This is a genomic window from uncultured Maricaulis sp., from assembly GCF_947259345.1.
Lineage (GTDB): Bacteria > Pseudomonadota > Alphaproteobacteria > Caulobacterales > Maricaulaceae > Maricaulis.
Map to the genome: position 1 here is coordinate 26,905 of NZ_CAMYLS010000019.1, position 12,323 is coordinate 39,227.

The window sequence follows — 12,323 nt, forward strand, 5'->3', positions numbered from 1 at the left end:
TGGCCGGGATGACAAGGCAAGGGCAGGGCAATAGAAGGTGGGCAACACAGACTCACCCTTGGGAGCCCTTCATGTCCGACGCCTTTTTTGCCGACCTCAAAGCCGAACTCGCCCAGATCGACGCTGACGGGCTGTACAAGCGCGAGCGGATCATCACCTCGCAACAATTCTCCGAGATCGATGTGTCGGCGGACGGGGCGTCGAGCCATGTCATCAATTTCTGCGCCAACAACTATCTCGGCCTGGCCAATAGACCCGAGCTGATCGAGGCCGCCAAGAAGACGCTCGACAGCCATGGTTTCGGCGTCGCCTCGGTGCGTTTCATCTGCGGCACTCAGGACCTGCACAAGCAGCTGGAAGCCAGGATCGCGGCCTTCACCGGCTGCGAGGATGCCATCCTCTATGCCGCCGCCTTTGACGCCAATGGCGGTGTGTTCGAACCGCTTCTGGGGCCGGAGGATGCGATCATCTCCGATGCGCTCAACCATGCCTCCATCATTGATGGCGTGCGCCTGTGCAAGGCGAAACGCTATCGCTATGCCAATTCCGACATGGCGGACCTCGAGGCCCAGCTGAAACAGGCCCGGGCCGATGGCGCGCGCCATATCCTGATCGTCACCGATGGCGTCTTCTCGATGGATGGCTATATCGCCGACCTCAAATCCATCGTCCGCCTGGCCAAACAGTATGACGCGCTGACCATGGTCGATGACTGCCATGCCCATGGTTTCATGGGCGCAAAGGGTCGCGGTACGCCGGAACATTGCGGTGTCCTCGGCGAGATCGACATCATCACCGGCACGCTGGGCAAGGCGCTGGGCGGAGCGATGGGCGGTTTCACCGCCGCGCGCCAGGAAATCATCGACATGCTGCGCCAGCGCTCGCGGCCCTATCTGTTCTCGAACTCGCTGGCACCGGCCATTGTCGGCGCCTCGCTGAAAGCGCTCGACATGGTCGCCGAGGGCGATGATCTGCGCGCCCGCCTGTTCGATAATGCCAAACGCTTCCGCACCGGCATGAGCGAGGCCGGTTTCGACCTCCTGCCCGGCGAGCATCCGATCATCCCGGTCATGCTGGGCGATGCCAAGCTGGCCCAGGACATGGCCACCAGGCTGATGGGCGAGGGCGTCTATGTGATCGGCTTCTTCTTCCCCGTCGTGCCCAAGGGCAAGGCCCGCATCCGCACTCAGATGTCCGCGGCCCACACGCCGGAGCAGATCGACCGCGCCGTGGCGGCGTTCAGCAAGGTAGGCAAGGAGCTCGGGGTTATCTAGACTTCTTGCCCTCCAAGCGTGTGATGATTATGGTTGCACCATGGAGATGGTTTTGCCTCATCTGTTCAGCCTTCAAGGGCGTGTGAACCGCGTCGAATATGTGACCGGGCTGTTGGCCGCGATTCCAGTTGGGCTTGCTGTTGGTATCTTGTTCATTGGATTGGCCTTTCTCGGGGGGCGTCTGACGGGACAGAACTGGATCGACGCGTACCCGATATGGATCTCGATACCTGGGTTTCTTGTCGTATTTGCTTCGTGGGGGAGTTTTTTCGTCCGACGCTGGCATGACTTTGGAATGGCGATATGGGTGTCGGTTCCCTTGTTTGGTTTGATGTTGTTCACACAGATTGCCTGGCTTGATGGTCTTGTCCTCGTGTTCTCCGGGCTGGTGCCGAGTGTCCCGACGACAAACCGTTTTGGCGAGACGCCTGGCGCGGTCGCCGGTGCGAGAGAATTGGCGTGAGCCGCATGCGGTTGCGTCTTTCGTTGGAATTGACCGGAGCGGGCGGGGACGGGCTCGTTCCTTTTCCCCCTCACGCTTTCCCCAAACACGCGTAGTGTGCCCCGCACAAATTCGCCTCATCGGCGAATTTGCATCCGAATGATCGCCGGGGGGCATCACACGGGTAACGTGAACAGGGGACTGACATGACGGATACCAGCGAAGTGACTGCAAGCAGCGCCCGTCCATCGGACGAGATGCTGCCTTTCCTGAACAATTTCCACGACATCTTCACCACGATCGGTGTGCTCATCCTGCTGGCGGGCCTTGGTGCCGGTGCCGGCCAGGTGATGGCGGGGCTTGGCCTCGATGAGGGCGAACAGGCCTGGCAGAACGCGCTCATGGCGCTGATCGGCGGGATCGGGATCTTTGCCTGGCTGCTCTCTGCCCTCCTGGTCGGCAAACAGCGCCGCATCCTGCCGGGCATCGTCCTGTCGGGCGTGTTCGGTGTGGCGACCATGATCGTGCTGGTCTGGGGTTATGCCCAATTCCTGATCCATGGCGCCGGGATTTCCGAGGACAGTTTTTCTATCACCGATGATGCGGTCGAGAATATGGAATTCGGCCGCGAGGCGGTGAACATGGTTCTGGCGCAGCTGCCAGCCTCGATCCGCTTCATGCCGATCGTCTTCGGTCTCGCCTTCCTGCTGCCGGTCACGGCCTATTATGTCAGCTATCGCCTGCCCTTTGCGGGTGGCCTGATGGGCGTTGGCGTTGTTCTGACGGCGGTCATGACCTTGCTGGCAATCGATCCCTATACAGTGATCGTCTGGTCCCCGACCATTAATGTCGCCGCCGGTGGTGCCCTGTTGCTGGCCGGTATCCTCTTCGACGCCCGGGACCCGGGCCGCGAGACTCGGCTGTCCGGTACGGCGTTCTGGCTGCACTTCTTCGCGGCCCCCATCTTGCTGGGCGCAGTGCTGAACATCACCCAGACCGGCTGGACCTTTCAGGAGAGTGATTTCGCCAATCCGGAAAATCTCAACCTGTTCGCCGCCCTGGCAACCGACAGTGCCGAGTCGATGCGTCTGGCCGTCACCGCACTGACCGTGATTGGTCTTTTCGCCCTGGTCTCGCTGCTGATCAATCGCCGTGCCCTGATCGTCTCGGGTCTTGTCACCGCGGGTGTTTCGATCGGGGTGATCGTCAATGGGTCCGATCTGGGAGCCGGCGCGGTCGTGGCTGTGACCTTGCTGGTCCTGGGCGCCGTCGTGGTGCTGCTGGGGGCCGCCTGGAACCCGGTCCGCCGGATCTTGCTGGCCCCGATCCCGCAGGCCGGCCCGCTTGGGCGCATCTTTCCGCCGGTCAGTGCCGCTGAAGGCTAGCGAGCCATTGAACGACTGAAAGCTGAACCGCCCGGTGGTCCTCATCGGGCGGTTTTTTTTGGTGCCGCATTTACCCGCCGCACGCGAGCACCGATCATGGGGTCGAGTCGCAGGGGCGTGATCGTCATGGCGTTTGAAACGGATGTGATCATTGTGGGCGCGGGGGCGGTCGGGCTTGCCACGGCGCGGGCCTTTGCCCGGCGCGGGCATGAGACCATCGTGCTGGAGGCCCAATCAAAGATTGGCCAGGGCATCTCCTCACGCAATTCGGAAGTCATTCATGGCGGGCTCTACTATCCGTCCGGCTCGCTCAAGGCGCGGCTCTGCGTGGCGGGCCGGCTGATGCTCTATGCCTTTCTGGAACACCATCATCTGCCGCACGAGAAATGCGGCAAGCTGGTCGTCGCCACCGAGCCGCACGAAATCGAGCGACTGGACGCCATCCTCGATCAAGCCCATGCCAATCAGGTCGGCGGCATGCGGCGGCTGAGCGGTGCCGAGGCGCGGGCGCTGGAACCGGAGCTGCGGGCCGAAGCGGCGCTGTTGTCGGAAGAAAGCGGCGTCATGAATGCCCATGCCTATATGGACGCACTGGCCGGCGAGATTGCCGGGCATGGCGGGGCGATTGCGGTCAATACGCCCTTCGCCGGCGCGACTCCGCTGGACGGCGGTGGATTTCTGGTCCGGACCGGCGGCGAGCATGCGACCGAGGTCACGACCCGCTATCTGGTGATCGCGGCCGGACTCGGCGCCCAGTCAGCGGCCGGTCGGATCGACGCATTTCCGGCCCCGTCCATCCCGCCGCTGCACTATGGCAAGGGCGTCTATTTCACCCTGTCGGGCAAGGCGCCGTTTTCGCATCTGGTCTATCCACTGCCCATTCCGGGTGCGCTGGGCACGCATTACCGCCGCGATCTGGGCGGACAGGCGCGTTTCGGACCGGACCTCGCTTTCGTCGAGACCGAGGATTACACCGTCGACCCGGATCGGGCCGAGGCCTTCTATGCGACGGCCCGGCGCTTCTGGCCGGACCTGCCGGACGGTGCGCTGATGCCTGATTATGCCGGTATCCGCCCCAAACTGCATGGTCCGGGTGAAGCGCAGCCTGATTTTCGCATCGACGGTGCGGACACGCATGGCCTGGCCGGGTTGGTCACGCTGTTTGGCATAGAGAGTCCGGGACTGACCTCGTCGCTGGCGATCGGCGAGACCGTGGCCGAGCGATTGACCGCTTGATCGCGCCGGGCGACGCTTCACAATGCGGGTGATCGGGGGATGAGATGACACCTGCACGCTGGGCCTTTGTGGCCACACTGGTCTTGACCATAGCCACGCTTGCCTTCCCGCTCGCCCTGTTCGGATCGCCGCCGAATCTGGGCAGCGCGCCCATGGCGGACGGGTTCAAGACCCCCATTCTGGCGCTGGAATTCGCTGAAGACGTTGAAGACATAGCCTTCCTTCAGGGCGAGGAGGCGGCGGATCTGCGGGCCTGGCTGGTCGAGGTGCAATTTCTCGACTGGTTCTTCCCGCTGGCCTATGCCGGCATGGCGGCTGTCTTCTTTCTGGGCATGGCGCTGCGCGGGCGCTTTCTCGCTGTGGTCGGGGTCGGACTGGCGCTCGCCACCATCCCCGCCGACTGGCAGGAGAATGCCACCATCAATGGCATTCTTGCCGAGATCGAGAACCCGGTCTGCGGCCCCGATATCGAGCCGCCGGATGGCCGCGATAATGTCGTGTTGCGCGACTGCCTCCCGGACGGCTATTTCGATGAGGCGAGCAGTGAGGCCGAGCTGGTCTCCTATGCCTTTGACAGCTTCCTGCCGGTGCGCATCGAAATGCTGCGTATCGACACTTGGATCAAATGGGGGCTGCTCGGCGCCTATGCGGCCTGGATGGCGGCCATGTTGTGGATGGACCGGCGTCGGATCCTGGCGGTTCCGGCGGGTGTCGGGGCGTTGTCGGTGCTGGCGACTTTTGTCAGCGGATCAAACGGCCATGTCGCCGAGCTGATGTCGATACTGCTCATTCCCATGATGCTCACTTTCCCCATCGCCGCTGTGATGTATCTTCGCGACAAACCCGCCAAGACGGGGACGCCACAAGGTGAGGGAAGCGCATGAAAGCCCTGGTGAAAGCCAAGCCGGAAGAAGGCATCTGGATGGAGGATGTGCCCGAGCCGACAATCGGCCCGGATGACGTCCTCATCAAGGTCAGGCGGACCGCGATCTGCGGGACGGATATCCATATCTATAACTGGGATGACTGGGCCGCCAAGAATGTGCCCACCCCCATGGTTGTCGGCCACGAATATGCCGGCGAGATTGTCGATATCGGTGCCAATGTGACCCGCGTGAAAGTCGGCCAGCGCGTTTCCGGTGAAGGACATGTTGTTGGCGTGACCAGCCGGGCTGCCCGCGCCGGGCGTTTCCATCTCGATCCGGAAACCCGCGGCGTCGGGGTGAATATCCCGGGCGCTTTCGCCGAATACATGAAGCTGCCGGCCTTCAATGTCGTGCCGCTGCCCGAAGACGTGCCCGACGAGATCGGCGCCATACTCGACCCGCTCGGTAATGCCGTGCACACCGCGCTGCAATTCGACATGATCGGCGAGGATGTGCTGATCACCGGCGCCGGCCCGATCGGCATCATGGCGGCCGCGATTGCCCGCCATGTCGGCGCCCGCCATGTCGTGCTGACCGATATCAATACCCACCGCCTCCACCTGGCCAGCCAGGTCGCGCCGAATATCCGCACGGTCGATGTCTCGAAGGAGAAGATCGAGGATGTGGCGAAAGAGCTCGGCATGACCGAGGGCTTTGATGTCGGGCTGGAAATGTCCGGCGCGCCGCAGGCCTTCGGCTCCATGCTCCAGAACATGGTGATGGGCGGCAAGGTTGCCATGCTGGGCCTGCCGTCCAAGCCGATCGAGGTCGATTTCGGGCAGCTCGTGCTCAAGGCGATCACGCTGAAGGGAATCTATGGCCGCGAGATGTTCGAGACCTGGTACAAGATGATCGCCATGCTCGAGAGCGGTCTCGACGTTTCGCGCATCATTACCCACCGCTACAAGGCCGACGAATTCCAGAAGGGCTTCGACGCCATGCGCGCCGGCAAGTCCGGCAAGGTCGTGCTGGACTGGGATTGATGGTTTCACCTCACTTGGACCGGGGAGGGTCCTGATGGGCATGGAAAAACGCGTACCGCTTGAAAACTATATCGAATATCCTGAGGCCGAGATGCGCGAGCGGGTCAGCCGCTTCACGCAGAACCTGCTGCGCCGTCGCACGGTTCGGGATTATTCTGAACGGCCGGTCGAACGGGCGGTGATCGAGCAGGCCATCATCGCGGCCGGATCGGCTCCGTCGGGTGCCAATCACCAGCCCTGGCATTTCGTGGTGCTCAGCGATCCGGCCAAGCGCAAGGCCCTGCGCGAGGCGGCCGAAGCAGAGGAGGCGGCTTTCTACAACGGCAAGGCGCCACAGGAATGGCTCGACGCCCTGGCCCCGCTCGGGACCGATGCCAGCAAGCCTTTCCTTGAACACGCCCCCGTCCTGATCGCCGTCTTCGCCCAGAAACGCGGCGGCGAGGAAATCGGTCAGGACAAGAAGAATTACTACATCCATGAAAGCGTCGGCATTGCCTGCGGCTTCCTCCTGGCCGCCCTGCACGAGGCCGGCCTGGTCACGCTGACCCACACCCCCAATCCGATGCGTTTCCTCAACGAGGTCTGCGAGCGCCCGGTCGAGGAAAAGCCCTACATGCTGATCGTCGGAGGCTATCCGGCCGAAGATGCCACCGTGCCGGAACACGCCCTGGTCAAGAAAAGCCTCAATGAGATCACGACCTGGCTTTGAGGTCAGCGATGAGCGAGGGACAGGTAGAATTAACGCCAAGCGCTAATTCTACCTGTCCCCCTATCGCCGCGCTCAATCGACAAAGCGCTCCGCGATCCAGTCCGAGATCAGCTCCAGCGCGTGCGGGGCGAAGGTTTCCTCGATCTCGGCGTATTCGGCGATCGTGCCTGTCTGCGCCCTCTGGAACATGTGGTTGAGACCCTCCAGCTCGACCACCGTGGTGTCGGGATTGCCGGACAGGCCAGCTTCCAGCCCGGCGAGATTGGCATCGGGGAGAACCTGCAGGTCCAGCGAGCCATTCAGGGCCAGCACAGGCTGATCGACACGCGGCAGAAAGTCTGCCGGATCGTGGCGCAGGAAGTTGCGGTGCCAGGCGCGGACATTCTGGCTGATCAGCAATTCACGCTGTGCCGGCGCGGCGCCGAGCAGGGCTAGCCTCGCATCGGTCAGAAGGGCTGTCAGGGCAGTTCGGGCTTCGGCCTCATCCGCTGCCGCGCTCACCGTGCCGGTGATTTGCGGGATCAGCTGTGCCAGCACGTCCAGGTCTTCTTCGCTCCGCCCACCGGCGCGGGCGGCTGCCAGCGACTGGTCCAGAATGATCTGCTCGCCGGTCGTACCCGGACCGGCCAGCAGCACCAGGAAGGCGACCGCGTCATTGTCGGCGGCGACAACCGGGGCAATCAGTCCGCCCTCGCTATGGCCGATCAAGCCGATTGCGGATGTGTCGATCTCCGGCCGACCCCGCAGCCAGGCCAGCGCGGCCTCGGTATCAGAGGCGAAATCCATCGAGGTCGAGGACGCAAAATCGCCGGTCGACTCGGCGAAGCCGCGATCATCATAGCGCAGCACGACGATGCCATGGCGCGTGAGGTGATCGGCCAGCACGGCGAAGGGGCGATGGGTCCACACGGTCTCGTCGCGATCCTGCGGACCGGAGCCGGAGATCAGGATGGCGGCCGGGAAGGGGCCGTCGCCGGCCGGTATGGTCAGCGTGCCGGCAAGGGTGACGCCGGCGGCCTCGGGATTGTCGAAGCGGACGTCCTCGACGCTGTAGGGGAAAGGACCAACCGGCTCCTGTGGACGATTGGGACCCGTGACGATCTCGGCCGTGCGTTGAAAGCTGACCTCGGCTTCGGGAAAGCCAGGGCGGGTCCATTGGCCGGTCAGCGTGTCGCCCTCGGTATTCAGGGCGCCGCGATAGGTCACACTGGCTGCCGGGACACGAAAGCCGATCGAATCACCTTCACGGGTGAAATCAGATACGGGAATGTCATAAGCCGCCTGTGTGACGGAATCGAGCGTGACCTGTGTGCCGTCCTCGCCGGTCTCGACATTGAGGGTGAAAGCCAATTCGGTCTCGCCGCGTACCAGCAGGCCCTCCCAGACGCCATCCATACCTTCGATGACGGTCACCTCGACAGCCGCGGGCCGGGCGAAAGCCAGGGGAAAGCTCATGCCCTGGCTGAACTCGCCTTCATAGCATTCGGTTTGATCGTTCCAAACGCCGTTATAGGAAGCGCCCATGGCGGCAATGGAAAAGCGCATTGTCTCGGCATCAATGGCGAATTCGCTCATCGGGATTTTTTGCCCGGGGGCCTGGTCGAGACTTTCCAGCTGGCCCCGAAAACTGCCATCCGCTTGCTCGGTCGCCGTGACCAGCAAGCGCAATTCGCCGCTCGGTGTCGCCAGCACGCCCAGCCAGTCGCCGGCCGGCGGGGTATTGGGGCTGTCCTGGGCGAAAGCCGGGGCGAGTGTCAGCAAGAGCGCGACCAGAAGGCCTGTCAGCAAGGGCGAAGCAATTCGGATGATCGGCATATTGTCCTCCGGTGTTTGGCCAGCCGGGTGCATTCGCCCGTGACGGTGCGGTGAGCTGGCGGTGATGATGGTGGGGCCGGGAAGTCGGGGGACGGTTTGGCCCGCGTTCAGCTCGATAATTAGCTAATGATCGAAATGAGGTCAAGCCGTATTTTGATGAATATCTAAATGAGAATGGTCCCCAACAAAAAGCGCCCGGATCGTTGGGGGCGATCCGGGCGCAGCATTGTCCGGTTTGGGGCCGGTTGGGGTGGCGCGTTTGCCTGGCTGACCGTTGAGGTGTGAGGCTTGGGCGGTCAGCCCGTGAGTAGGGTCTGGGGAACCCCTAGGCCCGCACGCGCCGGCGGATTGCCGTGAAAGACCAGATGAAGGCCACGATCCAGCCGATGAAAGTCCAGCCCAACAAGAGGTTGGTGAGGAAGATCGCAAATGTATTGTCGTGGCCGCGCAGGAGGCCGATCAGGGTCGGCAGGAAGTAGGCAAGCAGACCAATCACCGCGACTTCACCACCCATGACGTAAACCTCCATTGTCCTGTCTCCTTCGCCCTCAGGAGGGCTTATCGAATTTCGATATGAATGTAGGAGGGGTTGCGAAAGCGCACAAGGGAGATCGAGGGGGGATTGAACCGATTCAAGTCCCGCGTCAGACACCCGACAAGAAAAAGCCCCGGCCAGCCGACCGGGGCTTGATCTTGTCGGCCTTGATCGGACGCTTACGCGTCGACCGTGGGGAATTCGTAGTCCTTGTAGATTTCCCGTAACTTGGTCTTGAGTATCTTGCCGGTGGCACCGATCGGCATCTCGTCGATGAACTCGACGGCATCGGGCAGCCACCATTTCGGCACTTCACCGCGCAGATACTCTATGATCGAGGCGGCATTCGGCTCGGCGCCTTCCTTGAGCTGGACCACCATGAGCGGGCGTTCCTGCCATTTCGGGTGCGGCATGCCGACGGCGGCGGCCATGGCGACCGAGGGATGACCCATGGCAGCGTTTTCCAGGTCGATCGAGGAAATCCACTCGCCACCGGTCTTGATGACGTCCTTCGAGCGGTCGGTGATGGTCATGAAGCCATTGCCGTCGAGATGGGCGACATCGCCGGTCTCGAACCAGCCATCCTCGGTGAAGCTCTCGGCACCGGCGCCGCGATAATAGCCCGAGGCGATCCAGGGGCCGCGCACCTGCACATGGCCGGAGGACTTGCCGTCCCAGGGCAATTCCTTGCCTTCATCATCGACAATCCGCATGCCGACACCGAAGACGAGGCGGCCCTGTTTCAACTTGATCTTGATGACCTCTTCGCGATCCAGCCCGTCATGCTTGGGCAGGAGGGAGTTGACGGTGCCCAGCGGGCTCATCTCGGTCATGCCCCAGCCTTGCTGCATGACCACGCCATACTTGTCCTCATAGGCGCGCAGCAGGGCCTCCGGCAGGGCCGAACCGCCGATCAGGACACGATCGACCGTATCAATCCGCTTGCCTTCGGTCTCGAGATAGTTGAGCAGGCCCAGCCAGACGGTCGGCACGCCGGCGACATAGCTGACATTCTCGCTCTCGATGAGCTCGTGAATGCTGGGCCCATCCATCTGGGCGCCCGGCATGACCAGCTTGGCACCATTCATCGGTGCCGCGTAGGGAATGCCCCAGGCATTGACGTGGAACATGGGCACGACTGGCAGTAGCGTGCCACGGGCCCCGACGCCGATAACGTCCGCCGAGGCGCTCGCCATGGCGTGCAGAACGTTCGAGCGGTGCGAGTAGAGCACGCCCTTTGGGTCACCCGTCGTGCCCGACGTGTAGCAAAGTCCGGCCGCGGCAAACTCGTCGAAGACCGGCCAGTCGAAATCGGACGGGTAGTCGGCGATCAGTTCCTCATAGCTCTTGCACTTGGTCTGGACGCTGTCGAGATGGGTCTTGTCCGTCATCAAAACCCAGTTCTTGACCGATTTGCAGGCCTTGGAGATTGCATCGATGAGCGGCGCGAACTGCTTGTCAAAGAAGACCGTCTTGGACTGGGCGTGATCGAGCATCCAGATCAACTGTTTGGGGTCGAGCCGCGGATTGACTGTGTGCACGACCGCGCCGACCCCGGAAATGGCATAATAGAGCTCGAAATGGCGATGCGAGTTCCAGGCGATCGTGGCCACCCGGTCTCCCTCGCGGACCTTGAGCTTCTTTTGCAGGGCATTGGCCAGCTGCTTGGTGCGCTCGTGGGTCTGGGCGTAATTTTGCCGATGAATCTGACCGCTTTCCGGCAGACGCGTTACGATCTCCTGATCGCCATGGCAATTTGCCGCGTGGACCAGAATGTCCGAAATCATCAACGGACAGTCCATCATGTGTGCGCGCAAAGTCATGTTCTTCCCCTGAATATCAACCGTTGCTTCGTGTTTGTGTTTTGCCAATCAAACGGTCTATCGCTCGACGGCGCAATCCCTTTGCTCAATCGATTTGAATTGCTTATGCGTTTTTTCAAGATGCGGCGTCGGATCGTGTCCCGTCCAGTTGAGGAGTGATGCCCGTGACCCAGCCCGTCTCCCTGCCGTCCCATGCGGACATTCTGGATGCGGCCAAGCGGCTGGAGGGGCATGCGGTGCGCACGCCACTCCTGCGCAATGACCAGCTCGATGCACGCACGGGCGCACGGATTTTCGTGAAGGCCGAATGCCTTCAGCGCACGGGGTCGTTCAAGTTTCGCGGGGCTTTCAACCGCATTTCGCGGCTGGATGATGCTGAAAAGGAGCGGGGTATTCTCGCTTATTCCTCCGGCAATCATGCCCAGGGGGTTGCTGCGGCGGCCCGGATCAACGGCACAACGGCCAAGATCCTGATGCCGGCCGATGCGCCGCGCTCCAAGGTCGAGGGCGTTGTCTTCTGGGGAGGCGAGGTCGTCACTTATGATCGCGGCACGGAAAGTCGCGAAAAGATCGGGCAGGCGATCGCGGCCGCGGAGGGACGTGTCCTGGTCCCGCCCTATGAGGACCCGTTTGTTATTGCCGGTCAGGGCACAGCCGGTTTGGAGGCCGCACAACAGCTGCGGGCGCGCGGTGAAAGCCCTGACATTGTCGTGTGTTGTGCCGGCGGCGGCGGACTGATAGCCGGCGTCGGGCTCGCCATGCGCGACGCTTTCCCCGGTGTCGAAATCTGGGCCGCCGAGCCGGAAGGTTTTGATGATCACCGGCGATCGCTCGCCAGCGGGAAGCGGGAGACGAATGAGCGCCTGACCGGTTCAATCTGCGACGCCATCATAACGCCAACGCCAGGTGTGATGACCTGGGCGCTCAATGCGTCCCAGCTGACCGGCGGCGCGGCGATCAGTGATGACAACGCGCTCGACGCCGTTGCGACAGCCTGGCGCCATCTCAAAATCGTGGTCGAGCCGGGCGGAGCGGCCGCGCTGGCGGCGGTCTTGTCCCACAAGCTCGATATCGCCGATAAGACGGTCTGTGTGCTCGCAACTGGCGGCAATGTCGACCCGGCCGTCTTCCAGCAGGCGCTGCAGCGGGTCTGATCGCCCTGCAGGCCAGGGCGTTCGGACCGCGGGCCGGTCGG

11 protein-coding genes are annotated in these 12,323 nt (G+C 62.6%); 8 read left to right on the forward strand and 3 right to left on the reverse strand.

Annotation, left to right across the window (positions count from 1 at the left end; genetic code table 11):
- The first annotated feature begins 71 nt into the window (after positions 1–71).
- The 7 genes from Q0X62_RS08505 (at position 72) to Q0X62_RS08535 (ending at position 6,955) form a co-directional block, all read left to right on the forward strand.
- Positions 72–1,274, forward strand: coding sequence for a glycine C-acetyltransferase (locus Q0X62_RS08505; RefSeq protein ID WP_297734080.1), 1,203 nt, complete (start codon positions 72–74; stop codon positions 1,272–1,274).
- A 40-nt stretch (positions 1,275–1,314) separates the two neighbouring features.
- Positions 1,315–1,737, forward strand: a complete 423-nt coding sequence (locus Q0X62_RS08510) for a DUF805 domain-containing protein (RefSeq protein ID WP_297734083.1) — start codon at positions 1,315–1,317, stop codon at positions 1,735–1,737.
- A 185-nt stretch (positions 1,738–1,922) separates the two neighbouring features.
- Positions 1,923–3,101, forward strand: a complete 1,179-nt coding sequence (locus Q0X62_RS08515) for a hypothetical protein (RefSeq protein ID WP_297734085.1) — start codon at positions 1,923–1,925, stop codon at positions 3,099–3,101.
- Between the two features lie 126 nt (positions 3,102–3,227).
- A complete protein-coding gene (locus Q0X62_RS08520) occupies positions 3,228–4,337 on the forward strand; it encodes an NAD(P)/FAD-dependent oxidoreductase (protein ID WP_297734087.1) in 1,110 nt (369 codons plus the stop codon).
- A 44-nt stretch (positions 4,338–4,381) separates the two neighbouring features.
- Positions 4,382–5,221 carry a hypothetical protein gene (locus Q0X62_RS08525; RefSeq protein WP_297734090.1) on the forward strand — a complete coding sequence of 280 codons (840 nt, stop codon included), beginning with the start codon at positions 4,382–4,384 and terminating at the stop codon, positions 5,219–5,221.
- Positions 5,218–6,246 carry an L-threonine 3-dehydrogenase gene (gene tdh / locus Q0X62_RS08530; RefSeq protein ID WP_297734093.1) on the forward strand — a complete coding sequence of 343 codons (1,029 nt, stop codon included), beginning with the start codon at positions 5,218–5,220 and terminating at the stop codon, positions 6,244–6,246. Before Q0X62_RS08525 ends, tdh begins: the two co-directional genes overlap by 4 nt.
- 40 nt (positions 6,247–6,286) lie before the next feature.
- Complete coding sequence (locus tag Q0X62_RS08535) at positions 6,287–6,955, forward strand: nitroreductase family protein (protein ID WP_366946134.1); 669 nt, start codon at positions 6,287–6,289, stop codon at positions 6,953–6,955.
- Positions 6,956–7,027: 72 nt separating this feature from the next.
- Here the strand turns inward: Q0X62_RS08535 and Q0X62_RS08540 are convergent, their stop codons facing one another.
- The 3 genes from Q0X62_RS08540 to Q0X62_RS08550 form a co-directional block, all read right to left on the reverse strand.
- Positions 7,028–8,770: an alpha/beta fold hydrolase gene (locus tag Q0X62_RS08540; RefSeq protein ID WP_297734098.1), complete on the reverse strand. Its 1,743-nt coding sequence runs from the start codon at positions 8,768–8,770 to the stop codon at positions 7,028–7,030.
- A 325-nt stretch (positions 8,771–9,095) separates the two neighbouring features.
- A complete protein-coding gene (locus Q0X62_RS08545; RefSeq protein WP_295694000.1) occupies positions 9,096–9,299 on the reverse strand; it encodes a superinfection immunity protein in 204 nt (67 codons plus the stop codon).
- Positions 9,300–9,484: 185 nt separating this feature from the next.
- Positions 9,485–11,128 carry a long-chain-fatty-acid--CoA ligase gene (locus Q0X62_RS08550; protein WP_297734101.1) on the reverse strand — a complete coding sequence of 548 codons (1,644 nt, stop codon included), beginning with the start codon at positions 11,126–11,128 and terminating at the stop codon, positions 9,485–9,487.
- Between the two features lie 164 nt (positions 11,129–11,292).
- On the opposite strand from Q0X62_RS08550, the gene Q0X62_RS08555 reads away from it, so the two are divergent.
- Positions 11,293–12,282 (forward strand): threonine/serine dehydratase, encoded by a 990-nt coding sequence (locus Q0X62_RS08555; RefSeq protein WP_297734104.1) that lies wholly within the window; start codon positions 11,293–11,295, stop codon positions 12,280–12,282.
- The last annotated feature ends 41 nt before the right edge of the window (positions 12,283–12,323 follow it).

Excerpts from the sequence above, each read along its gene's own strand:
- Q0X62_RS08545 (WP_295694000.1), bottom strand. The coding sequence starts at position 9,299 with ATGGAGGTTTACGTCATGGGTGGTGAAGTCGCGGTGATTGGTCTGCTT.
- Q0X62_RS08510 (WP_297734083.1), top strand. The coding sequence starts at position 1,315 with ATGGAGATGGTTTTGCCTCATCTGTTCAGCCTTCAAGGGCGTGTGAAC.
- Q0X62_RS08505 (WP_297734080.1), top strand. The coding sequence starts at position 72 with ATGTCCGACGCCTTTTTTGCCGACCTCAAAGCCGAACTCGCCCAGATC.
- Q0X62_RS08535 (WP_366946134.1), top strand. The coding sequence starts at position 6,287 with ATGGAAAAACGCGTACCGCTTGAAAACTATATCGAATATCCTGAGGCC.
- Q0X62_RS08515 (WP_297734085.1), top strand. The coding sequence starts at position 1,923 with ATGACGGATACCAGCGAAGTGACTGCAAGCAGCGCCCGTCCATCGGAC.
- Q0X62_RS08540 (WP_297734098.1), bottom strand. The coding sequence starts at position 8,770 with ATGCCGATCATCCGAATTGCTTCGCCCTTGCTGACAGGCCTTCTGGTC.
- Q0X62_RS08520 (WP_297734087.1), top strand. The coding sequence starts at position 3,228 with ATGGCGTTTGAAACGGATGTGATCATTGTGGGCGCGGGGGCGGTCGGG.
- tdh (WP_297734093.1), top strand. The coding sequence starts at position 5,218 with ATGAAAGCCCTGGTGAAAGCCAAGCCGGAAGAAGGCATCTGGATGGAG.
- Q0X62_RS08525 (WP_297734090.1), top strand. The coding sequence starts at position 4,382 with ATGACACCTGCACGCTGGGCCTTTGTGGCCACACTGGTCTTGACCATA.
- Q0X62_RS08550 (WP_297734101.1), bottom strand. The coding sequence starts at position 11,128 with ATGACTTTGCGCGCACACATGATGGACTGTCCGTTGATGATTTCGGAC.